General features: G+C 69.0%; 20 protein-coding genes. 7 read left to right on the top strand and 13 right to left on the bottom strand.

Going from position 1 to position 24,025, the window contains the following annotated elements; all coding sequences use genetic code 11:
* Positions 1-137 precede the first annotated feature (137 nt).
* Complete coding sequence (locus ACFWPQ_RS08905; protein WP_384031434.1) at positions 138-836, top strand: hypothetical protein; 699 nt, start codon at positions 138-140, stop codon at positions 834-836.
* Positions 837-1,209: 373 nt separating this feature from the next.
* Here the strand turns inward: ACFWPQ_RS08905 and ACFWPQ_RS08900 are convergent, their stop codons facing one another.
* Positions 1,210-2,742: a protein kinase gene (locus ACFWPQ_RS08900; RefSeq protein ID WP_384031432.1), complete on the bottom strand. Its 1,533-nt coding sequence runs from the start codon at positions 2,740-2,742 to the stop codon at positions 1,210-1,212.
* Positions 2,743-3,109: 367 nt separating this feature from the next.
* Positions 3,110-3,988 carry a LysR family transcriptional regulator gene (locus ACFWPQ_RS08895; RefSeq protein WP_384031430.1) on the bottom strand — a complete coding sequence of 293 codons (879 nt, stop codon included), beginning with the start codon at positions 3,986-3,988 and terminating at the stop codon, positions 3,110-3,112.
* 492 nt (positions 3,989-4,480) lie between these two features.
* Here ACFWPQ_RS08895 and ACFWPQ_RS08890 point away from each other — a divergent pair, with 492 nt between their 5' ends.
* A complete protein-coding gene (locus ACFWPQ_RS08890; RefSeq protein ID WP_384031428.1) occupies positions 4,481-5,752 on the top strand; it encodes a PucR family transcriptional regulator in 1,272 nt (423 codons plus the stop codon).
* 158 nt (positions 5,753-5,910) lie between these two features.
* Positions 5,911-6,540: a response regulator transcription factor gene (locus ACFWPQ_RS08885; RefSeq protein WP_384031426.1), complete on the top strand. Its 630-nt coding sequence runs from the start codon at positions 5,911-5,913 to the stop codon at positions 6,538-6,540.
* 38 nt (positions 6,541-6,578) lie between these two features.
* On the opposite strand, the gene ACFWPQ_RS08880 is transcribed toward ACFWPQ_RS08885, so the two are convergent.
* The 11 genes from ACFWPQ_RS08880 to ACFWPQ_RS08830 all read right to left on the bottom strand — a co-directional run bounded on the left by ACFWPQ_RS08880 (position 6,579) and on the right by ACFWPQ_RS08830 (position 18,336).
* Positions 6,579-7,139 (bottom strand): hypothetical protein, encoded by a 561-nt coding sequence (locus ACFWPQ_RS08880; protein ID WP_384031424.1) that lies wholly within the window; start codon positions 7,137-7,139, stop codon positions 6,579-6,581.
* Between the two features lie 82 nt (positions 7,140-7,221).
* Entirely contained in the window at positions 7,222-8,481 is a 1,260-nt protein-coding gene (locus tag ACFWPQ_RS08875; protein WP_384031422.1) for an MFS transporter, read from the bottom strand.
* 274 nt (positions 8,482-8,755) lie between these two features.
* Positions 8,756-8,992, bottom strand: coding sequence for a cytochrome C oxidase subunit IV family protein (locus ACFWPQ_RS08870; RefSeq protein WP_384031420.1), 237 nt, complete (start codon positions 8,990-8,992; stop codon positions 8,756-8,758).
* A 3-nt stretch (positions 8,993-8,995) separates the two neighbouring features.
* Entirely contained in the window at positions 8,996-9,586 is a 591-nt protein-coding gene (locus ACFWPQ_RS08865; protein WP_384031419.1) for a cytochrome c oxidase subunit 3, read from the bottom strand.
* A complete protein-coding gene (locus tag ACFWPQ_RS08860; protein ID WP_384031417.1) occupies positions 9,583-10,299 on the bottom strand; it encodes a hypothetical protein in 717 nt (238 codons plus the stop codon). The genes ACFWPQ_RS08865 and ACFWPQ_RS08860 overlap by 4 nt, the downstream gene beginning before the upstream one ends.
* Before the next feature lie 165 nt (positions 10,300-10,464).
* Positions 10,465-11,469, bottom strand: coding sequence for a DUF4331 family protein (locus ACFWPQ_RS08855; RefSeq protein ID WP_384031415.1), 1,005 nt, complete (start codon positions 11,467-11,469; stop codon positions 10,465-10,467).
* Between the two features lie 573 nt (positions 11,470-12,042).
* Positions 12,043-13,548, bottom strand: coding sequence for a GMC family oxidoreductase (locus ACFWPQ_RS08850; protein WP_384031413.1), 1,506 nt, complete (start codon positions 13,546-13,548; stop codon positions 12,043-12,045).
* A gap of 271 nt (positions 13,549-13,819) precedes the next feature.
* Positions 13,820-14,692 (bottom strand): LysR family transcriptional regulator, encoded by an 873-nt coding sequence (locus ACFWPQ_RS08845; protein WP_384031411.1) that lies wholly within the window; start codon positions 14,690-14,692, stop codon positions 13,820-13,822.
* A 420-nt stretch (positions 14,693-15,112) separates the two neighbouring features.
* The gene (locus ACFWPQ_RS08840; protein ID WP_384031409.1) at positions 15,113-16,267 is read right to left on the bottom strand and encodes a D-alanine--D-alanine ligase family protein; all 1,155 of its coding nucleotides are present in this window, start codon (positions 16,265-16,267) and stop codon (positions 15,113-15,115) included.
* Between the two features lie 89 nt (positions 16,268-16,356).
* Positions 16,357-17,151, bottom strand: coding sequence for a M15 family metallopeptidase (locus ACFWPQ_RS08835; protein WP_384031408.1), 795 nt, complete (start codon positions 17,149-17,151; stop codon positions 16,357-16,359).
* A gap of 33 nt (positions 17,152-17,184) precedes the next feature.
* Positions 17,185-18,336, bottom strand: coding sequence for an MFS transporter (locus tag ACFWPQ_RS08830; RefSeq protein WP_384031406.1), 1,152 nt, complete (start codon positions 18,334-18,336; stop codon positions 17,185-17,187).
* A gap of 570 nt (positions 18,337-18,906) precedes the next feature.
* On the opposite strand from ACFWPQ_RS08830, the gene ACFWPQ_RS08825 reads away from it, so the two are divergent.
* The 4 genes from ACFWPQ_RS08825 to ACFWPQ_RS08810 all read left to right on the top strand — a co-directional run bounded on the left by ACFWPQ_RS08825 (position 18,907) and on the right by ACFWPQ_RS08810 (position 23,562).
* The gene (locus ACFWPQ_RS08825) at positions 18,907-19,689 is read left to right on the top strand and encodes a hypothetical protein (RefSeq protein ID WP_384031404.1); all 783 of its coding nucleotides are present in this window, start codon (positions 18,907-18,909) and stop codon (positions 19,687-19,689) included.
* A 1,011-nt stretch (positions 19,690-20,700) separates the two neighbouring features.
* Positions 20,701-21,546 (top strand): alpha/beta fold hydrolase, encoded by an 846-nt coding sequence (locus ACFWPQ_RS08820; protein WP_384031402.1) that lies wholly within the window; start codon positions 20,701-20,703, stop codon positions 21,544-21,546.
* A 787-nt stretch (positions 21,547-22,333) separates the two neighbouring features.
* Positions 22,334-22,798: a hypothetical protein gene (locus ACFWPQ_RS08815; RefSeq protein ID WP_384031400.1), complete on the top strand. Its 465-nt coding sequence runs from the start codon at positions 22,334-22,336 to the stop codon at positions 22,796-22,798.
* 11 nt (positions 22,799-22,809) lie between these two features.
* Positions 22,810-23,562, top strand: a complete 753-nt coding sequence (locus ACFWPQ_RS08810; RefSeq protein WP_384031398.1) for a hypothetical protein — start codon at positions 22,810-22,812, stop codon at positions 23,560-23,562.
* Positions 23,563-24,025 lie beyond the last annotated feature (463 nt).

Here is a 24,025-nt window from a genome sequence, read left to right as displayed (position 1 = left end):
CCTGGCCGGGGCGGGCCTGGCCGGGAGTACCGTGGAGGCACCGAGAGCATGCCGCGCACCGCCTCCGACGCCGGTGCCGTTCTCGGGGATCGACGACGCCGGGTCGGCCTTCGCCCGTGCCCGGGGCAGGGTTGCTCATGCCCGCGCACGTGTTCCTCCCGATAACCCTGACCCTCCCCGCGCTCCAACCCGCACGGGGCAGACCGCGCACTCGCCTGCCGGCCTCGGACCCGGTGAAGGCGGAGCGCCGCTCCTCGCCCGAGGTGGCGGAACGCGTCCGTCCGCTGACCCGTGGTCAGGTCGCGGACCGTCTGGAGGAGCTCGGTGACCTGTACGCGGAGACCTCCGGTGGAGATGAGTGGGCGTGGAACCAGGCGCGGGCGACCTTCCTGCTCCATCTCGCCGCCGACGCCCGACGACCGGGGTTCTCGCTGCTGATCGCGGAGACCACGGCTCTGACCGGATACGCCTACGGCTTCCCCGCGGCCGGCGCAGGTCCGTGGTGGGCGGGGTCCGGCGGACACGTCGGGGGAAGTCTGCTGCGCCGCCCCGCCCCCGGCGGGCTCTTCGTCGTCTCCGGAATCGTGGTGCCGCCTCGCGTGCGCCGGGAGTACAAGGACCAGGTCTGGAACCTCGCCCGGCGCCTGCAGCGCCGGTTGCTCGCCGGCCACGGCGCAGCGCTCGGCGTCACGCTGGTGGACGCCCGGGACGCCAGGACGGTGGAGACCATGCGGTCCTGGGGCTGGCGGTACGCGGGGGACGACACCCTCCCGGCCGTGCCACTTGCCGTGCCGCCCGGTCCGTTCCGCCTTCTGGTACTGGCTCCGGGAACGTGAGCGGCCGCCTCCTCATGGATCACATCCCGGTGAGCCAGGGCTGTTGTCGCGCGTGAATCTGCTGACCTGCCCTCCTGTGGAATGGGCTGCCGCAGGCCGCCGAGTTCCGGATGGGCCTGCCAGGCGCCCGTCTGTGCCCGATCGGCGTGGACAGGATTCCACAGCCGTACCGTGTCGGTGGTCGTGACCTCGTGTGATCGGTCGCTACGGCCGTGATCGCTGCCGGGTGGCCAGGCAGGGAGCCCAGCCGTTCCTTGCGCGTGGTGACCAGAAGCGGGCGGTTCGTGATGGCCTCGATCAGCGCAATGCCGCAAGCCGGCTCCCAACGCTGGGCCTGGGTCGGCGGCGTCGGGCCATGACGACCGGCGACGGCTCAGTGCTGGGTGCCGGCGGACCAGAGGGTGGTGCCCTGGTAGACCACGCTGACGTCGCCGTCGGTACCGAAGTACAGACAGGCGCCGTCGTGCCCGGAGGTGACGGAGCTCCAGACACCCCAGGTGTCCTTGTCGTAGACGACGAGATTGCCGTCGGCCTGCATGATGGCGCGGTATCCCGTGCCCGAGGTGCCCGAGGACCAGCGCCGGTGGTGGTCCTCGTCGTAGATGACGAGGTTGCCGTCGGTCTGCATCGTCATGGTCGTCCGGTTGGTCTGCCAGGACTCGCCCGGCATCAACTGCTGGTCACGTCGCACGGTCAACGTCGTCCATTGGGGCGAGGCCGATGCCGTCTCGCTCGGGTCCGGGTCTGTCGCCTTGCCCGTAGGTGCCGTCGTCTTCGTCGTCTTCGTGACTTCGGCGCCGAGTCCGGCGGAGGGGCTTGATGACGGCAGCGCGGCGGTCCGTGCGGATGAAGACGAAGAAGCCTCCGCCGCGGGGTCTCGGTGCGGGGACGGTGATGCCGAGGCCGCGGAGGACGCGTACGGCTCGGCGACCGCTGTGCTGCCGGCCCCCGCGCGAGGCCTCGTGTCGACGGCGGAGTCCGCTTCGAAGGCCGCGCGTGTGGCCAACCCCGCGGTCACGAGGACTGCGGTCCCGGCGAGTATGGCCCCCACTCTCCGGGCGCCGGTGCCCTTGCCGATTGCGGCGGTTCGGAACAGGCGGCTGCGGATGGTGGTGGCACCGGCGGCTTCGAGTGCGTCCGCGAACTCGGCGGCATCCGCCCAGCGCCCCTCCCGCTCGGGCTCGAGGGCGCGTCGCGTCACGCGCCGGACTGCCGCCGGCACCGGGGGGCGCGGCGGCCCGGGCCAGTCGAGTTGTTCCGACGAGCCCGGCAGGCTCCCGGTCAGCAGCTCGTAGGTGAGTACGCCCAGGCCGTAGACGTCGGCCCGCTCGTCGACATCGACCAAGCGGTCCTCCGGGACCTGCTCCGGAGCCATGTAGCCGGGTGATCCCACGCCCTGCGTCAGTCCCGAGGCGTGCGCCAGACTCTTGGCCAGGCCGAGATCGGCCACCAGCAGCCGTTCACGGCCGCCCGACACCGTCTGGAGCAGGATGTTGGACGGCTTGATGTCACGGTGCACGATGCCGACCGCGTGCAGGTCGGCCACGCCCCGTGCGGCCTGCACCGCGAACCGCAGCGCCTGGTCGACGGCCAGGGGCCCCTGGGCCACCCGGTCGGCCAGCGTGCCGCCGTCGGCATAGGTCATGACGAAGTACGGCCGTCCGTCCGGCAGTTCACCGATGTCGTACACCTGCACCACCCGGTCCGACGCGGCCTGGCGCAGCAGCCGGGCCTCGTCCAGGAAGCGCTCCCGGAGGTCCGGCCGGTGCACCCACTTCTCCGCCATGACCTTCACCGCGATCGGGGCTTCGAGTATGTCGTCATGGGCGAGCCAGACCATGCCGAAACCTCCGCAGCCCAAAAGGCGCTGCAGGCGGTGACGTCCGACAGTGACGAGTGCTGACATGAGGGCGGAACTCCAGCGCAGTTGCCGTTCGACATTCGACCGGACCAGGAGGTGGCGGACTCGGGGGCACCTTGCCGGGCACCCCTCCGGCATGCCGGGTCCTGCGACCGCAGATGCCTGCGTGCCAGTGTCGACGCGTGACGCAGCCGTGCACAACGTGCACAGGACCAACATGATCTGCATTGTTTGGGCACCGGCACAACGGCCTTGCCGGTGGCGCGATCTCCGTTCGCGTCCCCTGCATGCAGGGGACGCCGCGCATCACAACCGGCTGCTCCTACGGATGCCGGTCAGGCCGCACCGTGTGAGGTCGGCGTAGTCGACGGCCCACTCGGTGCGCTGGTCCTCCAAGCCCTGCTGCCGGGCGTCAGTCCGGGCCCGGGCCGAGCATGCGACGCGAGAGCTCGGCGAACTGGAGCAGTTCGGGCATGGTCCGGTGCTTGGAGTAGGCCAGGGCGACCATGCGCGGTGCGACGCCCTCCAGCGTCAGGTACACGACGTCGTCACGGCGGTAGAAGCCGGCCATCCCGGCCGGCATGACATAGCACCCGGACCCGAAGGCGACGGTCTGCAGGCATTCCTCGATCGTCGCCGGGAAGCGTCCGGCGTCCCCCGGCGGCGCCACCGGATCGAGCGGGACACGTCCGCGCCATTCCGGTACGTCCCGCGGATCCTGCAGCAGCGTCATGTCCCGCAGATCCTCGACGTGCACCGCCTTGAGTTCCGCCAACGGATGCTCACTGGACAGCGCCACCACACGGGGCTCCGGGAAGAGCGGGACCACCTCGAACATGCCCTCGGGCAGGGGCAGTCGGACGTAGCAGACGTCGACCCGCCCGTCGAGCAGGAAGTCGACCTGGTCGGTGATCGAGGTGTGGACGACATCGATGTCCAGCTGCGGCGCCGTCCGGGCGAACTCCCGCACGATGGGCGTGACCGTGACACCCGGCATGAAGCCGATGGTGAACTGGTTCACCTCCCGGCTCGCCGTCCGCACCCGCTGCTGGACCGCCTGTGCCATCGCCAGCATCGGCCGGGCGTCCTCCAGCAACTGGTGCCCCGCCCGCGTCAGTACGGTGCCCTGCCGGTCACGCAGGAAGAGGACCACGCCCAGATCCTCCTCCAGCGCACGGATCTGACGGCTGAGCGCCGGCTGCGTCATGTAGAGGCGGCTCGCCGCCCGCACGAAGCTGCACTCCTCGGCCACGGCCACGAAGTAGCGCATCCGGCGTATGTCGAGGTCCATGCGGTTCATCGTAGCCACGCCCATCACGGCATATGCCGAAACGGCTTCAGAATCGAACAGATAGGCATTGGCGCGGTCCCCCTCGACCGGTCCACCATGGTCGGACCGAGGGGACAAGCCACAACGCCCGCCGCTGGCACAGCAGTTGTGCAGGACGCCGGGCTCGCGAGGACAGCCGGCCACCGTCGTGGGCCGGGGTACACACACCGCCGACCGGGAGCAGCCGCGGGGCGACGGGCTGGCCCTTCGCCCGTCAGGCGTGGACGCGGTCACACGGCCGTCTCCTCGCGGGAGCACACCCGCGCCTTCGGGCATCGGCCCCGCATCCGGCCTGCGGGGCCGATGCGCCCCCACGAAAGGAATCACCATGGGATTACGCCGGCACCGGGGCTCGGCCACGCCGTCCACCGGACACACCCCGAGCGCTGCGGCACACGACGGCACGGCACGGCGGTCGGTTCTCTCCCTGGTTCGTGCCTGTCCAGCATGACCGTGACCGGCAGATCCGAGCGCGCCGCCGCCGCGACAGCGGCTTTGCGCGACGTCCTGGAACACGTCGACGCCGATGCCGTGGTCCAGCGTATGGAATCCGTGCTTCGCCACACGCCCGAATACGTGCGCTCGGCGCGCGACTGCGGGGCCTCCGCTCTTCGTGCCGCGCTGCGCCGGCACGCCGGCCTGCTCCTGCACTGGATGGTGCGGGGCACACCGCCGGACTCGTACGTCCTGTCCGAGATGTACGAGCAGGCACGGGAGTGCGCCGCCGCCGGGCAGCCGTTGGACGGCGGCCTGCTCCTCCATCACCGGGCTGCGAGCGCCTTCTGGGACGCCGTGCTCGGCCTGGCCGCCGAGGAGGAACGCCGACACCTGGCGGACTGGACCGACCAGGGGCGGCGTCACCTCGACAGCTACCTCGGCATGGTCACCCGGATGTTCACGCAGGCGTACGCGGACCAGGCCGACCTGCCGTCCGCACAGGGCGACCGCCGGGCGCGCACCCTCTTCGAGCGCCTCTGCGCCCACCTTCCCCTCACGGTGGAGGACCAGGAGCGTGCCGCTCGGCTCGGCTTCGATCCGACACCTCCGTACGTGCCCTTCGTCGTGCTGCTCGACACGTCCGCCCCCGCCGAGCGCGCCGAGCTGGCGGCCCGCCTGCGCACCGCCGGGGCCCTGGCCTTCGTCGAGGACGCCCGCGTCACCGGACTCACCGGGCTCGCGTTCGACTGGTCCTCGTTCATGGCCGACCGACGCCTGCTCCTGGCGCAGGACCCGGCGACCGGGCGGACCGGCCTCCAGACCGCCGTCGACAACCTGCGTCTGCTGGTCGTCGTCGCATCGCGGTCCCATCGGCGTGGGCATGTCCGGGCCGAGGATTTCCTGCCTCAGCTGCTCCTGGCGCGCTCTCCCGAACTCGCCGACGCGGTGACGCGCCGTGTCTTCGGCCCGCTGGCAGGCGGGGACCACGGCGAACTGACGGCGACCCTCGCCTGCCTGGCCGAGAACCAGTTCGACAGTGCCTCCACCACGGCCGCCCTTCACCTGCACCGCAACACCCTGCTGTACCGGATCAAGCAGATCGAGAAGCTCACCGGCCTCGACCTGCAGAGGCACGGCGACCGCGCGCTGGTGTGGCTCGCGGTCCTCTGGGCGCAGGTCTCCTCCCGACCGGCCGGCTCGCGTTCCGTGCGGACCCACTGGCTGTCGACTGCATCCAGCGGCGCCGACCCAACAGGCACGTTCACTTCAGAAAGCGAGCAGCGATGAGAAGCCGTCCGCTGGAAGCTCCGGCAGGGCCGGTGCCGATGCAGCGCCAGGTCGAATCGGACCGGCGTCTTCCGGTCAGTCCGGCAGCCACCGACTCGCCGCGTACCAGGCGTCCGCACCATGCGGCCAGACCAGGCCCGCGACCGCACGCCGACGTCATGAGACGGCTCCCCACGGCCTCGGTATCGGTGGCCGTGGACGCCGCGGACCCGGTGACACACGCCGGGCTGGCGGCCGGGCTGAGCCGGGGACCGAAAGTGGCGCTCACCGCGGTGAAGGAGGCGGACGTCGTGGTGGCCGCGATCCAGACCGCCGACAACTCCACGCTGGAAGCGCTGCGCGGTCTGCCCATGCCGCCTCCGGCCCGGATCGTGCTCGTCGTCAGCGACGGCTGGTACGCCGACCTGACGGTCGCGGCCCACAGCGGCATACGGGCCGTGCTCTGGCGGGCCGAGGCACAGCCGCAGTCCCTGATCCGCGCCGTGCTGGCGGTCGCCGCCGGCGAAGCGCTGCTGCCGTCCGCGGTACAGGGCGAACTGCTCGACCAGGCAGACCGCCTCCAGCGCAACGTGCTGGTACCCAAGGGCCTGACGCCGTCCGGTCTGAGCACACGGGAGATCGACGTGCTCCGGCTGGTCGCGCAGGGCCTGGACCTCGCCGAGATAGCCGACACGATGTGCTACTCCGAACGCAACATCAAGAAGATCCTCTACGGCGTCATCAACCGCCTCGGACTGCGCAACCGCGTCCACGCCGTCTCCTACGCCATCCGCAACAAACTCATATGAGCCGGCCCGGTGAGCCGTGATGGCCCGTGCAAACGGGTCTACGAGCCCTGATCGGGTGGCGTGATCCCGAGGTCGACGCGCATGATGTGGCGCATTTCCCATAGGGAGTCCCACAGCCGATTCATGCTCTCCCGGGCGGCTTCGACGCTCTCTCCCGGTTCGGCGATACCTCTGTCGAGCCGCACCAGCAGGCCGTAAAGATCACCGAAATGACGGTTGGCGGTGCTGGCTGCCGCCATGACAGGGTCAGGCAGCACCATCTGGGCCTCCGCGTGACGCAAGCGATGGTCCCGGCGTGATCGGTCCAGTTCTGCCCGCAGTTCCTCGGTGACCTCGTCCCTGTCGAGAGCGTGGACGAGCTTCGTCATCACGTTGACGAAGTCGCGAGTACCAGCGTTGAGAGCTGCGTAGCAGGTGCGCCGCGCTTCGAGCTGAGTCTGCCGAGTGATGTATTCGCGCTCATCTGCCTGGAGTTGTCTCGCATGCTGCAGCTCACGATCCCTGGCGCGGTTGGCGCCGCGCTGCGTGAACAAGGCGGATGCGAGAGTGCCGCCGATACCCAGAATCGCGACCATGATCTGGCTGACTGAGCTACTCATACCGCCCCCGGCTCCGTTCGGCTCGCCGGGACCTTACCCACTCGGGTCAGGCATGCCGCCCGCCCTGGGGGTCTCTACCTCATTACGAGAGAGCGGGGGCGCCTTCCGGCTGCTCGGACGGGTCGTCCTGACCGCGGAACGACAGCAGGCGTGAGGGAAGAAGCCAGAGGCAGGCAAGGGTTCCGCCGATCGCGCCGACCCACAGCGCCACGGGGATTCCCGCGGTCGCGGCGATGAGGGCGCCGGCGACCGAGCCCAGCGGCCGGAGGCCGAAGCTCACGGTCTGGTACGCACCCCGGGTCTGTGACCGGAGGTGAGGAGGCACCACCAGCGCGAACACCGAGCCGACCGAGATGTCCTGAACGGACTCACCGACGCCGCCCAGCAGTGTCGAGGCCAGGACCAGGGCGAAGACGAGGCTTCCGGTGGCGCCGACGGCCGGGATCACGAGGAGCGGAGCATGCGACAGCACGCAACCGACCAGGAGCATCCGTCCCAGACCGATACGGCGGGCGAGCCGGGATGCCAGGGCAGCGCCGGCGAGTCCGCCGATGGCCTGCACGCTGAAGACGAACCCGATCTGGGCGCTGGTCAGGGACAGCTTGTGGACGTAGTACCAGACGAGCACCGACAAGAAGAGCATGTTGAAGAAGTTGCCGGTGGCGGTGACCGACAGGGCCGTCCTGATCAGCGGATTTCGTCGGATGAAGGCCAAGCCCGGGCGACGGTCGCGGCTCTCCGGGGAGCCGGGTTCGTGGTGGCGCTCCACCGGGCGCAGTCGGAGGAGGAACAGGGCGGCCGTGACCGCGGTGGCCGCGTCCACGCCGACCGCTGCCGGTACACCGGCGAGTTGGACCAGAAGTCCGCCGATGGAAGGTCCGGCCAGGATCGCGGCGGTCTGACCCGTGTAGGAGGCCGCCTGCCCGGCCACGTAGAGCTCGGACGGCAGGGTGGTGGCGAACAGGCCGCTCTCGCTGACATTCGACAGCACCGTGCACAGGCCGATGACGGCCAGGATGACGGCCAGCTGGACGAGCGAGAGCAGGCCGAAGGCTGTTGCGATCGGCACGCTGCTCAGGGCGGCGACCCGCAGGAGGTTGGCGCCGGCCAGGAGCCTGCGGTGGTGTCCGGTACGGTCGGCGAAGGAGCCGGCCGGTATGGCCAGGAACAGGCTCGGGAGCCAGATCACGGCCGACAGGACGGCGCTTTGGACGGCGTCGGCGCCCAGGACCTCGATGGCGGCCAGCGGCAGGGCCACCGAGGAGATGGCATCGCCCAGGGCGGCCAGAGTGGTGGCGGACCAGAGCTTTCTGAACGCGGCATGGCGCAGCGGCGCCGGCACCGAAGGACGAGGGGCCCGCAAGGTGATGGATCCTGTTTCTCGCGATGACGGATATGGCGCGGAATATGCGGCCGCTCCGGACCCGAACAGACAACCGGAGCGGCCGATGAATTCACCAGGAGTGCTGCTTCTTCATCTCTCACCTCCGCTGCTCATGAACTCCCTTCCATAAGGGAGCCGCTGGGAAAATTATCGAGGAATCCGCCGCATATCGCTAATGCCGATATCGTCGCCCCCCATACCGGATCGGCATTGACGGACCGGTATCGGGAATTCAGAGAATCAGGTAGAGCGTGAGCAGTGTGGCGCCCGTGGCCACGACGTAGACCTCGAAGGCGCCGCGGAGGGCCGCCGGGGCGTTGCGCAGCTCCATGAAGTGCAGGCCGACCAGGCGTACCTTGACCAGCGCGATCGCCACGACCGCGCAGCCGATCAGGGTCGACGTGCTGCCTTCGATGCCCAGCAGCCAGCTCGACAGCGTGGCCAGGACGAGTACCGGAAAGACCCACATGTCTCACGCCACCAGGTAGAAGAGCGGGAAGAGGACGAGCCAGAGCAGGTCCACCATGTGCCAGTACGCGGCCGCCCCCTCTGCGACGAGCAGTTGGCCCCGGCTCAGGGTCGGCCGACGGGACAGGACGATGAGGACCGTCAGCGCGCCCGTCCCGATCGCCAGGTGGGCCAGGTGGATGCCCGTGAACACGAAGTAGTACATGAAGAAGTCGTTGCTGCTCGGTGTATGTCCACCGCGAATCACCAGCGCGTATTCGAATGCCTTGACGGCGGCGAACCCGAGCGCGCACAGGAGCGCCCATGGCGGTGTCCGGGTGGGTCTGCCGGATCGCAGCTGCCGCAGCCCGCGAGCCACCAGCGCTGACGCGGTCAGCAGGAGGAGCGTGTTCAGCAGTCCCAGGTCCGGATGGAGGGCCTGCTGAGAAGCCCGGAACATCCTCGGGTACCGGCCGTGCAGTACCGCGACGAACCCGAAGAACACCGAGAACATGATCATGTCGCCGAGCAGGAAGACCCAGAGACCGGGCTCACCGGGGATGTGCCGGTGGTGCTGGGGTACCGGGTGCTCGGTCCGGGCCGCGGTGACGGTCATGCCACGGATTCCAGGACGGCCGGCTCCCGGTCGTCGTCCACCCGGGCCGCGGCCCGCACCATCAGGAACGTCATGACGAGGAACCAGGCACCGAAGGCGCCGGCCGCGACCCAGAACGAGAGGATGCCGTTCCAGGCGAAGGGGCCGGTCTTGAAGAAGGTCAGCAGGATGCTGGGCAGGAAGAGGAACGCCATCCAGAAGTTCAGGTACGCGGCCCAGCGGGGCAGGAGCGGCGTCGGGCGCTTGTCGGCCAGGATCGCCACGCCGACCACGGTGGCCTGCCCGATGGCCGGGAAGGCGTTCATGACCAGGGTGATCCAGGCCGTGTCGTTGAGCGCCATCGTGATGTCGGGCGAGCGGTCCGGCCGGTAGGCCGTCGCGGTGAAGATCAGGACCGGTACGAAGATCGCGGCCACGTTCGCGGCACCACAGACGAGTTGGATGGAAGCCAGCGGCTCCAGCCGCGGGTCGATACGCCGGATCAGGCTCGACAGCGCCGCGACGAAAGGTGCGGTCGCCACGGCACCGACGAGCATGACCACGAGGCCGGCACGGATCGAGTTGGCGTGGTCCGTATAGAAGGCCGCCACCCGCTCCGCCGACCAGCTCGGCGCCATCGGCGGTATCCAGTGGGCGATCAGCAGGGCGGCGAAGAACAATCCGATGAACAGGTAACCGAAGCTCGCGCAGACGGTCAGGATTCGGCGGGACATGAGGGAATCTCCTGGTTCCGGAAGGGACGGGTACGGAGCGGGCTTCGCTGCACGGACCTGAGGACGTAGGGGTGGGACTGCCGGCCCGGCGATCGGCCTCGGGAAGGCCGCCGGGCCGGGTGTTGCGCGGATCTGGTTCGACGTCCGGCCGATGTCCTGGCGGCGTCAGGCGGGTGCGCTCAGATACGGGAACACGGCGCGCAGCATCCCGGTGGCGTGGCCGGCGTCCAGGCCCATGGGGACGGGAGCGTTCAGCACGATCTCGAACATCGCCTCGGGAGCGGACTCGGTGAGCCCCCTGCCGTTGCGGGCCTTCGCGCCGAAGTCGGCTTCGGTGCCCACCTGGTAGCGCAGGACGTCCGGGAAGATGACGTCCCGTGTCGCGGCGCCGTAGCCCTCCGGGTCGGAGTGCGTGTCGTTGGCGGACACGAGACCCGCGACCTTCCGGCGTACGAGGTCTCCGTAGTTGGCCAGGTCATCACGTGGATCAGTGGCGTTGTAGTCGTCGAAGCCGGCCTCGGTGACGTCGAACAACGTGCTGACGAGCGGTGTCGCGCACCGGTTGATCTGCAGCCAGCCGCCGTGGTGGTCGTCCAGCGCGGTGGTGGCCCACACGCCGATCGTCCCCGATCCGATGAGCTCGTCCGGCACTTCGAGGACGATGGCGGTGACGTTGGTGCCGGCGAACAGGTTCGAGGCCCGCTGCGGGTCGAACGCGGCGAGGTCCACCGCCGCGCCGTTCCGGAGCGCGGTCAGGACCGCCGTGACGACGGTGCCGTCGAGGTAGAACGGGTCTCCGGCCCGGCCGACGAAGACGTTGACGCCGTCCGACGTGGTGACGATCTCCTGCGTCCTGCCGGTTGCCACGAGGGCTCCCGAGGCGTTGCGGTCGGCGGCCTCGGCACCGGCGAGCCGGTCGAGCACCCAACCCTGGCGGCCGTCCGGCTCGGTGGCGAGGAATCTGAACCGGAACGTCAGGTCCTGCACCGCGTCGTCGTCGGTGTCGATGTGGAACTCGTACAGCGCCTCGGGGTGGAAGCCCTTGTCGGCCGACACCGGGTTGGTGTTCATGACGAAGACGGTGCCGGTCCGTCCCCTGAACAGGTAGACATCGCTGATGTCCAGGCGGGGGTCCTGTTTCGCGGCAGCTGAATCCTGGTGGTGGGACATCGATCGGCCTTCCGTGAGGGCAGAGCGGGGCAGGGCACGGCGATGCCTTGCCGAGTTGACAGTTGTTTTGTGCACAGCAATCGAGAGGTCCGGTTCTGCGAACCCGAGGAAGCTGCTGCGGTACCAGCGCGCTCAGGCGCTCAAGACCGACGCCGAGCAGTGTGTTACCGCCGCTGCGCCGGGCGCCCCGAGGTCGAAGTGGGTCACGTCGAACATCCTGACCCGGGGCGGTCATTCGTCGCCAATGCCTATCCGCTGGTCCTGCATGCCGGTTCGGCATCAGTCCACTTGCGTGCACGTGAGGCGGCTGACGAGGTTCGCGAATTCGGGATGGATCACACGGGACCGTGCCGCTGCTCTTTCAGCCCCGCCGTGCGGACGTCCGGGGTGGTTGTGTGTCCGCACGCGTGACGTCCGTACGAGGCAAGGTGCGGGGCAGCCTGCACGTGAGTGCGTAGATCACTGCACCGACGAGCGTTTCGTCCACCATGCGCCACAAGAACTTCACCGTTACCGTTCCTTCGTGTTCAGGGGCCGCCGCGCGGCCTTTCTCCGGACATCCGGCGGGCGCTCTCAGGGCCGTTTCGCATCGCGTCGGATGGTGTCGGCAGCCCGTTCGGCGACGGCCAGGACAGTCGCGTTCACTCCGGTGTTGGGGATGGACGGCATCACCGAGGCGTCCGCGACACGCAGACCGTCGACGCCGTGCACTCTCAGGTCCGGGTCGACGACAGCGAGGTCGTCCATCCCGATCCGGCAGGTGCCGACGGGGTTGTGGAAGGTCGCCGCGTTCCCGCGGATGTAGGTGACGAGGTCGTCTCCCTTTCCCGGAGCGGTCTCCCGAGCACCCCACTGACGCCAGGCGGGCATGCGCCCGATCTCACGCGCGACGCCGAGGGCCGCGAGCATGGCGGACACGTCAGCGCTGTCGGCGAGGTAGTTCGGGTCGATCAACGGCAGCCGTCCCGGGTTCGGGCTCCTGAGCCGGACCGTTCCCCGGCTCGCGGGCGCCGTGTGAGCGAAGGCGACCGTGTGTCCGCACTCGGGCGTCCCGACGTCCGCGATGTCCGCCGGAGCGTCGAGCAGCATCAGCTGGACGTCCGGAACGGCTGTCGCGCCGCTGTGCACCAGGGCACCGACCGTACTGAAACCATGGCTGGTGGTCAGTTGCCGCCCCGCCTCGAAGACCACGGGGCACTGCAGGTGATCGTGCAGATTGGCGCCGACTCCGGGGAGGTCGGCCAGCACCGGAATCCCGACATCACGCAGATGCGCCGCGGGACCGATACCGGAGAGCAGCAGCAGGTGAGCGGAGCCCACCGTCCCGGCCGCCACTATCACCTCGCCGCGTGCCTCGGCGCGTTCCACGGTGCCGAAGGACGTGTATTCCACGCCGGTGCAGCGTCCGTGCTCGATCACCAGGCGGCTGACGTCCGCCTCCGTGGCCAGGTGCAGATTGGGCCGGTCGAGCACCGGCACCAGATAGGCGTCCGCGGCGCTCTGCCTACGGCCGCCCGCCCCTGCCAGGTCGCACCAGAAGGCGCCGTGCTGCCGTTCACCGTTGATGTCGTCGGTGAGATCGTGACCGGCCTCGGTGAGAGCGCCGAGGAAGGTCAGCGACCCGTCGTCGAGCTGGGTCGTAGGTGCCGCCCACACCGGCCCGATGACACCGCGCAGGGCGGGGTTGCGGCCCATCGCCGTCTCCGTCCGGCGAAAGTACGGCAGCAGCTCGGGGTAGCTCCAGCCCTTCGCGCCGTTGTCCGCCCATCCGTCGTAAACGGCGCGGTGGCCGCGGACGTGCATCATCGCGTTGATCGAACTCGATCCTCCGAGGACCCGTCCGCTGGGCCAGTGGTGACTGCGCGACAGCGTCCCGGGCTGCGGTGTCGTCCAGCGTGACCAGAGGATCTCCTTGGCCGGGATGAGCGGGAACCCGACCGGAAGGTGCATGGCCGGCGGCCCGAGCGCCGAGCCGGTCTCCACGAGAAGCACCTCGGCCGCCGCGTCCTCGGACAGGCGCGCCGCGAGAACACAGCCGGCCGTTCCGCCACCGACGACCACATAGTCGTAGGCAGTCATCTCTGTCCCGCCCGAGGGCCGGTCAACCCGAGAGAGCTCCGGCTTTGTCGCGCTGCGGCGCAGGACTGAGATGCATGGACATCTGTCCCGGCAACCCGCACGAGTAAGCCGCGATGACGCATCGTCAAAACCTTTTCTGTCAGCTTGGGTTCCTTATGCCAATGAGCTTTGCGGGCCACGGCTCGTCGCGCCAATGCCGATTTCCCGAATCGTCATGCCGACCGGGCATGGCGACAGGACAGCACGGTTCTGCCCCCGCATGGGCGCGTCGCTATGCCGAACCGAGCGCCGCAATCACGATCTTGGCGAACTGGTCGATGGAGGGCATCTTCCGGTTCTTGGCGTACGCCAGCGCCACCATGCGCGGGGCAACCCCTGTGAGCTGGACGTAACGGATGTCGGGGCGACGGTAGAAATCGGCGAGGCCGGCCGGGACGACGATGAACCCGGTGCCGGACGCGACGGCTTCCAGGCTCTCCTCGATCGAGGTGGGCCGTTCCGCTTCCGGACGGTCGCGCGCCGCCGCCGCGTCGAAGTCGGTGCCGCGCCACTCCGGTACGTCGGCGGATTCCTGCAGCAAGCGGTACGGCGTCAGCTCCGTGATGTGGACGGTCTGCGCCTGTGCCAGCGGATGTTCGTCGGAGAGAGCAGCAACCCGCGGCTCGGGGAACAGCGGAACGATCTCGAAGGTGTCGACCGGCAGCGGCAGCCTGACGAAGCAGACATCGACACGACCGTCGAGCAGATAGTCGACCTGGTCGGTGGGCGCCGTGTGCAGCACCTGCACGTTGACCTCCGGCGCCAGCGCCCGGAACTGCCTGACGATCGGGGTGACTATGACCCCTGGCATGAAGCCGATGGTGAAGTGGTGCCCCTCACGGCTGGCGAGCCGGACTCGCCGCTGCAGAGCCAGCGATGCCGCCAGCAGCGGCCGTGCGTCCTCCAGCAGCTGACCGCCGGCCCGAGTGAGCGCCGTACCCAGCGGGCCGCGCTGGAGCAGCGACGCTCCGAGATCGTCCTCCAGGGCACGGATCTGTCGGCTCAGTGCGGGCTGGGTCATCTTCAGCCGTTCGGCACCACGCACAAAACTGAGCTCTTCGGCAACCGTCACGAAATAGCGGAGACGCCGGAGGTCGATATCCATGACGCCATGTTAGCCACGCCGCTTTTCCTGTCGAACTGCGATCCGGAAAGGCGTCTTGGGCTTCGGTAATGCCCAACCGGCATGACTTCTGCGCGAATCGGCATTGGCGCCACCAGGCATACATGACCATGATTGACTGACATAAAGCGGCCTCCCATCGGCGGATGGTCGCCCTGCCATGAACACAGCCCTGCCCGCATTCTCCGCCACGCACCGACGGTGCCGACCTGCAGGCGAGCGGGCTCTCCTTCCGCTTCTGACGGCGGCGAGCCGCGGCAAGAAGCCGGAAATCGACACCGACGTGAAATAATTCCACTCCGCCTCAGCGCGATAATACGCAAACCCCTGAGTTTCATTTCACGGCCAGGCGGGGTTCGTGGGGTACGCCTCCCGGGACGCGGCGGAGCGATCCGGCTCGGATCACCTGAGCCCGGTGGTCCGTCGCAGCGCCGCCTGAAGCAGAAGATCCACCAGGTCGCCGTACTCGATGCCACTGGCCTGCCACATCTGCGGGTACATCGAGACGGGGGTGAAGCCGGGCATGGTGTTGATCTCGTTGATCACGAATCGTCCCTCCTCGGTGAGGAAGAAGTCCGCCCGGACCAGCCCCTCGCAAGAGGCCGCCTCGAACGCCTTGAGGGCCAGTCGGCGCACCTCATCGGTCTGGCTGTCGGTCAGCGCCGCGGGCACCACTCCGGGGGTGGATTCGAGGTACTTCGCCTCGAAGTCGTAGTACGCACGTGCCTCGGGCGCCGGGATCTCGGCCGGCACGCTGGCCCGCGGTCCCTCGGGGAACTCGAGCACGCCGCACTCGATCTCGCGGCCCTGCACCAGCGCCTCCACGACGATCTTCGCGTCGTGCCGGTGGGCCTCCGCGATCGCGTCCTGCAGTCCCGGCGGCCCGTCGACCCTGGTGATGCCGATCGAAGAGCCTGCGCGTGCCGGTTTCACGAACAGCGGCCAGCCGTACACGTCGGCGAAGCGGCTGATTCTCGCGCGGGCACCCGCCGCGTCGGACTGCCACTCACGGGGTCTGATCACCAGGTACGGCCCGACCGCCAGGCCGAACGAGCTGAACACCCTCTTCATGTACTCCTTGTCCTGGCCGACCGCCGAGGCGAGAACGCCCGCTCCGACGTAGGGGATGCCCGACAGCTCCAGCAGGCCCTGCACGGTGCCGTCCTCGCCGTACGGTCCGTGCAGTACGGGGAAGACCACGTCCACTTCGCCGAGGACCTTGGGCTCCGTGCCGCGTTCGCTGCGGACGACGGTCCGGTCGGTCGGGTCGACGGAGACGATGATGTCGCCCCGGCCCGAAGTCGTGAGCTGCTCGACCATGGGCTGCCGCCGGTCGACCATCGCCATGCGCTCGGGATCGTCCGCCGTCAGGACCCAGCGCCCGTCCTGGGTGATGCCGACCGGCAGGACGTCGTACTTCGTCCGGTCGATGGCCCGCAGCACGGCGCCCGCGGTCACGACGGAAATGCCGTGCTCCGAGCTCCGGCCGCCGAAGAGGAGCACCACCAGCGGCCTGCGGCGTGATCCGGACGGAGGGGAGGTGGATGGTTCGGTCATGGTTTCTGCTTCCTTCGCTGTGCGGCGCCGGCCTTCCGACCGGATGGCCGGCGCCGCACACTGGTGGACCGAAGCCCTCGGTCGTCCGGTCAGCCGGTCAGCGAGGACCGGGAGACGGGGAAGTCGAAATAGGTGGACGGGTAGGGCTCGGCGGCGAAGGTGAAGTGCCACCATTCCTCGGCGAGATTCACGAATCCGAGAGACTCGAGCTCGTTCTTGAGCAGCAGTCTGTTGCTGTGCTGGACTCCCACGATGCGCGGGTCGAGGGTGTGCGCGAGCGTGTCGAAGCAGTCGTACCCGGTGCCCATGTCGATCGAGTTGTCCGGGAACCTCTGCGCCGCCGGCGCGTAGCACGGCTCAAGCTCTTCCCCGGGAACGTAGGGACGCGTCGGGTGGACCGGCAGCTTCACGAGCGTGAGGTCGATCGTGCTGCCACGGCTGTGCCCCGACTTCGCCGCGATGTACCCGTCGGCGAAGAGGTCGGCCTTGTCCACCTGGGGGTAGAACTCGTCCTTCATCTTCAGGTCGGTCAGGTCCTGGGCCCAGTCGACGAACTGGTCCACCGCGCGCTGCGGCCGGTAGCAGTCGTACACCTTCAGTGTGTAGCCCTGCGTCAGGAAGTAGCGCTCGGCCTTCGCCAGGGCCTGTGCCGTCGGGGCGGTGACGATGCACAGCGGTTCGGCGTAGCCGTTGATCGGCGTGCCGATGAAGTTGTGAGGCGTGGCGTAGCGGATCTCCTGCAGAATCGCGGGGGCCACATCGTGGAGCGCCACGAAATCGGCGGGTGCTTTGCTTTCGGTGTCGGCGGCCTGCGCGGTGACCGAGGTGCTCGTCACCGTGACGAGGACGGCCGCCAGAAATGCCAGCAGCATGGGGACGCGCATGCGCGCATTATTGATCATCACTATGCCTTACCTCTACTTGATATATGGGCTTGATATATGGGCGGAGAATTTTCCCAGACCCGCGAACGGTGTCAGCGAGAGCACCATGACGAAAACACCGAAGAACAGGGTGCAGTGCAGGAGACCGTATTCGCCGACGAGTAGACCCGTGACCAGTACCGGAATGCACATCGACGTATAGGTGATGGTGTAGATGGCGGCCATCAGGCCCGCCCGTTCCGTCGCGAGGACGTTCGCCGTCACCAGCCGGACGCCGCCCTGGAACGCGGGGCCGAATCCCGCACCGGCCAGCGCGGTCCCCACGTACAGGGCTGTGGAGGAGTCGCGGTGCGCGGCCAGCAGCGTGACGGCCACCCCCGTCGTCAGAAACAGGGAGCCGCCCAGAGCCGTTCGGCCGGCGTCGGCATGCCGGGTCAGCAGCACGGCGGGTACCGCGCTGGCGGTCAGCAGGGACACGGTCAGGCCGTCGGCGGTCGACGACGCCGATCCTGTGATGCCCTGGACCAGATCGGGCCCGAGGGACAGATAGAAACCGCCCAGAGCCCAGACGGCCACGAACACGGGCGCGGTGACGAGGAGGGCTCGGCGACTGGACCGGGGAGCGCGGATCCGTGGTCGCAGCGAAGGCCAGGCTCCCGGCCTCGGCGGCCTCGATTCCGGAAGGAAGGCCAGACCCAGCATCTGTACGGCCAGCGCGCTGAACAGCAGCGTGTACACACTGCCGAGGTGAGCCGGGATCAGGTCCATGAGCAGACTCGTGCCGATCGTCCCCAACGCCATGCCGATGAGCGGAGCGATGCTGACGAACAGCGGGCCCCACCGCCTGGTCACGTCGAGCAGGGCAGCACCCAGTGCACTCGTCGCGGCACCTGTGGCCAGCCCCTGGAGCGTCCGGGCGAGGATCAGCGAGGTCACGCCGCCGGCCTGCAGGAAAAGCAGCATGGACAGTGCTTCGAGGGCGAGCGCGGCGCCGATGACAGGCCGTCGGCCGACATGGTCGGAGAGCGCGCCGACGGTCAGGAGCGCGACCAGGACGCTCAGGCAGTACACGCCGTAGACCACGGTGACCGTGCCGGAGGAGAGGTGCCAACTCGCCTGGTAGACGCGGTAGAGCGGAGTGGGCGCGCTGGAGGCGACGAGGAACGTGGTGAGGACGATGGACAAGAAGACAGCCGACCTCCGGCGGACAACCGCGTCGTCGGCCCACCCGCCGGGCGGCCTGGCCCTTGCCTCGGACTTGGCATGAAGCTCTTCGAGCATCGTTGTTCGGCTCTCTGTACGGGAAGGGCGGAGTGCGGTACGCACCGCCGGGGCCGCGCTCTCCATGACTCCGACATGGCTCCGACGCCGCGGGCGACTCGGCGGGCATCAGGGCGGCCTCCCGCCGAGGGGGACCGGGGGAGGCCGACGGGGACCAACGTAGGGCTCCGGGTGACGTGTTCACGGCTGCCGTAGCGCATCGGGCACCAACGGGACCTGGGCAGGGGCCGAACGGACACTTCGGCGCGGCAGGGGTCGCGGACGAGGCGTCGACGAACTGGCGACATGCCGATCCGGCATCGGAACGGCCCCAGCCGGTATGGGCGGTATCGGCTGGACCTGACCGAGAATCGGCGGGCGGGCCGGGTCCGCCTCTGCCGCCCGGCGACCCGCCGACGCCCGAGAAGGCCGGCCTTCGCCAACGCCTCCAGGCCCAGGCCCGGGCGCTGCAACCCCGGAGGACGAACACCGAAGATGACTGACCTCAGCATCGCCCAAGGTCCCATCGGTCTCGTGGAAGAGGAGGACGTCACCTTTCCGGTGAGCATCGTGCTCACGCTTCAGCGCGAGCAGACGGCGTCACTGCTCCGCGCCATGCGCAGTCAGCGGGTACTGCCCGCCCAGACGCACACCTGGGGCTCCGAGCGGGCTTACGGCGCCCTGCTGCACGAGGTCGGCCCTCGCCTCACCGTCCTGGACGTACCCGGTTCGCAGTGGAGCGACGGTCTGGAGCAACGCGTGCGCGCGCTCAGCAACATCTCGTCCGTGGTCGTACTCGTACCGGATCACACGGATTCCGTACGGCTTCTGCGGGCGGGTGCCGCCAATGTCCTCCCCCGCGACTCGCCGCCCAGGGAACTCGCCGGCAGAATCGCCGCCGAGCGCCGATGGCTGGACATGCGGCGCTCACCGCGCCGGCAGGCCGCGGAATCCCCACCGTTTCGCGCTGTCCGCCCCCAGCAGCACTCCCAGCAGGTGCTGTTCGACATCCTCGGTTCCGCCTCGCGGCCGTGGTGCTGTCACGACCTGTGCCTGCTGCTCGGCACAGCCGGGGAACCGATGAGCCGCCGAGCGCTGCAGGGCAGAATCGTGCGGCTCAACGAGCGGCTCGCACGTGACGGGCTGTCGGTCGACTGCACGACCCAGTGGGGGCGCACGACGTTCCTGGGCCTCGCCGAGGCCATCGCCACCGACGCACCCGTGGTCGGGACGGCCCCGGCCATTCACAGGACGGATGAGTCGCCACCCACCCACTGAACTGTGGCTTCGCGCCTCGGAGACGAACAGACCAACGGAGAGGTGAACATGGACGAGCGAGCGGCGACACCGGGTGAAGAGGCGGAGTCGGAGGAATCTCAGGAGGCGGTGAGGGCCGCGCTCCTGAACGCCTGGACAGCAGGGGGTGGCGGAAGGGACAGGCAGGAGACGGGAGCCGCGTTGCGTCCGGTGTCATCGACCGTCACGCAGGGCGGCTTACCGGGTGCCTGAGCACGCCTCCGGCAAGCCGTCCCGGCGAATGGTCAGGCGGGGATGTTCCACCGCTGGTTGACGGCGCTGGTGCAGCTCGTGATCTGGAGCCGGGTGAGCGCGGTGGTGTAATCGGCGGTGCCGTCGAGGCACTTGCCGGACGCCCCCGTAGGCGTGGTACTTCCCGGTCCAGGAGGACAAGGCGTCGGTGGTGGCATCCGTGGCGGACGGCGCGTCCTCGTAGACGCCGACCGGGCCCTGGTGCCGGGAGGCGTTGAACTCGTGGAACCGCCGGGAGACCTCGGCGGGCAGTTCCTTCCGAGCCGCCGCCCCCGTGGTGCCGGGAATCACGCGCTCGCTGTGCCGGGCATCAGGCGCGGGTGAGCCGGAGTCAGGCTGGGCGGGGGCCGCCGCTCCGAAAGGCCGCGCGGGGGCCGCCGCTCCGGAAGCAGGTGTCCCGGTGGTCAGCGCCAGCACGGCGACGACCCCCACCAGTGGGACAGACACCGGCAATCAAGCGCGCCGGACAGCGCGGACGCCGCCCAATTTCCAGCAGCCTTCCCCGCTTCAAGCGTCAGAAATTCGGCGCTGGAAATATCGAAGAACGGCGGGAGAGTCCACCGGCTCATGCCGGATCGACATGGAAAGAAACAGAATTGGCATTAGCCTTCCGCCGATGCGGCCGCCATAGTCGATTCTGCGAAGTGCGGCGGGCCGCAACAAATACGGTTTCCCTGCCTCTGCGGACCGCGCCGCTTCCTCTGCCTATCAGGCTCGACAACCCGAGAGGAACAACACCACATGAAGTCCACCGCTCGAATCAAAGCGCTGGCGACTGCCGGGCTTGTGAGTGGCGCGGTCGTGGCCTCGCTGGTCGCGACGAACGCGAGCGCCGTCACGACCCAGGCGAACGACCACGCCGTCGCCTCGCAGACGGCGCACCGCGCGAAGCCGACGGTGGTCCTGGTCCACGGGGCGTTCGCCGATTCCTCCAGCTGGAACAGCGAGATCGGCTACCTGCGACGCCACGGCTACCCGGTCCTCGCGATCGACACCCCGCTGCGCGGCCTGGCCTTCGACAGCGCCTACGTCGAGGCACAGCTCAAGACCGTCAAGGGCCCGGTCGTACTGGTCGGCCACTCCTACGCGGGAGAGGTCGTCAGCCAGGTCGCCGCAGAGACGTCGAAGGTCAAGGCCCTCGTGTACGTGGCGGCTCTCATCCCCAAGGCGGGAGAAACCGCCGGCTCCCTGATCGGACAGTTCCCCGGGTCGCAGCTCGTTTCGGAGAACTTCCGCACCGTTCCCCTGCCCGGCGGCGACACCGACGTGTACCTCAAGGCCGACAAGTACGGGACTGTGTACGGCAACGGGCTGTCGAAGTCGGACATCCAGGTCGCCTCGGTGACTCAGGAGCCGGTCGCCCTCTCGGCCTTCACCGACAAGGCCACGGTGAATCCGCCGGCGAAGACACCGAAGTGGGCGGTCATCTCGACCGAGGACCACGCTGTGCCGACGGCCGCCCAGAAGTTCGAGGCCAACCGAGTGGGCGCCCACATCATCTACACCCGCTCGGGCCACGATGTTCCGTCGATCAGCCCGGGAGCGGTCGACCGTGCCATCGTCGCCGCCGCCAACTCCGTGCACTGATCAACCCCTGTAGCAGGGCGCCCACTTGACCGACACGGGGCTTCCGGCGGCCGTGTCATGGCCTTCCTCGCCGCTGTACAGGCACTCGCGATGACTCTCTACTGCCGCAGCGGACGGTGCAGCACTCGCAGCCGCAGGCAGTACAACGGACGGCTCCCGCAGACCCAATGCCTGCGGGAGCTTTCCCGTTCTCTCAGCGGTGACCTCGTCCCCTTACAGGACCGCGGCGCATAAGCGCCGCGTTCGCAAATGGCTCGTCATGTCCGAGTGCCCGCACCGCGGAATCTCGCGCTCGGGCGGCTACGGCATGGACGGGCAAGGAGCACCTCCCCTTCCTCGCCGGCGTCACCGGCGACGGCCGCGTCGGCATCGTCGGCCGCGACGGCCGCGTCGGCTTCAACGGCCCGGAGGTGTACGTGGCCCGCGACCTCTACCGGCGCCTCAGGGCCCGCTGCCCCCGCCCCGATGTGCGGCCTGGCACGCCTGCGCCTGTCAGGGCGACGCCCCGCGCCGACACTTCCGCTCCCCTTGGCCACCGGGCCCTCATGGCCAAAACCGGATGCCGGGCACCGGCCGGGTCGGCTACCGTCATCGTCGTGCAGGTGCGCAGGCAGCGGATACTTCGCCTTCCAAGCGGGTAACGCGGGTTCGAATCCCGCCGCCGGCTCCGGCCGGTGTCGTCCAGCGGCCCAGGACGCCTTACGTCTCCGCCGCCGACCCTGATCTCTGCACATCACACACGCACCGCCCGCCCAGGGTGGGTGGGCCAGGCGAGTCTTCGGGCGGTGTGCCTGCCACGGCGGACGACACGGACAAGGCCGTCGCCACGGCCGACTCCGATACCAGCGAAGGTGACACGGCGGCAGAGGATGATGCCGCGAGCAGCCACTGGAGCGTGGTGAAGATCGTGGCCCACGACAAGGACGGGCGCTACTTCCCGACCCGTCAGGGGAACCGGTCCTTCGGCGGGGTCCATTTCTCCGGACCGCACAACATCCACAGCGAGAAAGTCATCCAGGCAGCGGTGAACGAGCATCCCGAACGAGGGAGCACGAAGACCCGCAAGGTGTACGGCGCTGTGCTGTACGACCGCCTCGGGATCATCCTCGCCAAGGTCAAGGTCATTGCGCAGTACCACTGGGAGACCAGCGACCACAAGTACAAGCTCGCCGACACCGACGACAGGATCGGCGTGATCACGGCGTTCTGCCAGGGTGTCAACAAATGCCCGGACGCGTTGAACCGAGTATGACGGAGCACTCGATGGTATGGGACGAGACGGGCCTGTCCGGTCTGCAGGCACAGCTGGCGCACGAAATGCTGAGCCGTGTCACAGCCTTCACGTTCGGACCGGACGTCCGGCTCGTCCGAGGTGTGGTGACCTCCCCGGACCGGCCCGGCGCCGGCCGCGTCGTCCTCTGGGACGGGCAGAGGCTCGACAGCTCCGTCGCCTTCGACGTGCCGCTCACGGACGCCCAGGGCGGAAACATCCCCCCAGGAGATCTCGCCGCCGCCCTGCGCGACGTGGCAGCGGACCGCCCGGAACACGAGATCGAGGAGGCACCGCGCGACGCCTTCGGGATCCCCGTGATCGACGCATCCACCCTCGTGCACGCCTTCGTCGCCGAGCCGCGTTTCAAGGTCCCGGACGCACTGCACGCCGCAGCGGCCGCGTTCTCCCTCTCTCCAGAGCCGGAAGACCCCCCAGAACTGCGCCTGCGCGGCTTCCTCCTCCTGGACCGGACAAGGTGCCGCCTCTACCTGGACACCCCCGAGTCACAGGACGCACCGCCGTTCGGCATCGATCTCCCCCTCCAAGACGAGAAAGGGTCCGTCACGGTCGGCGTGACAGCGGTGCACGCCGCACTCCCGGTCCTCCTGCTGGGCGAGCTGGAACGCATGCGCAAGGACGTCCACGACCCGTACTGCCATACCGTCTACGATCTGGTGCAGGTGAGGGCGCCCAGGCGCCGGCGTGATCCGCCCGCGCCCCGAACAAGGCAAATCGCTACTTGATTTCGATCGCCCCGTTGCCTTGTGCGGGCATCCCGCGGCGCTGGAGAAATACCTGGTCGCTCCCTGTCGGGCCGCTGCTCCGGGTCCCGGCGGGCGAGGTGAGGTCGCCCGACTGCGCGCGAGGAAGGCCGGGCGGGTAGAACTGCGCGTGCCAGCGACGCAGTGCCTTGATGCGTACCCGGGTCCGTGGCTTACTCACCCGCCCTTCCTCGCACCGCACGGCATTCCGTCAAGGAGGCTGCGGAGCGGACTTGCTCAACGGACCAGTCCGGGTGATCGGCACGGACGCACATCGTCCAGGGGCGGACGCGTGGTGGAATGCAGGGGGTGGGGGGCCCCGGTGCGCCGGGGGCCCCCCCCCCCCGGCCGGCGCGGGGCGGGGGGGGCGGGTGCGCCCACGGGAGCGGGAGGACAGGGGGGTATAAAACAAAAACCCAGCCGACGCCAAAAGAAAAGGAGATAT

Origin of the sequence: Streptomyces sp. NPDC058464, from assembly GCF_042721035.1 — a bacterium.
In the GTDB taxonomy this organism is placed as follows: domain Bacteria; phylum Actinomycetota; class Actinomycetes; order Streptomycetales; family Streptomycetaceae; genus Streptomyces.
Note: the sequence above shows the minus strand (reverse complement) of the source record. Positions and strands in the feature narration are given on the sequence as shown.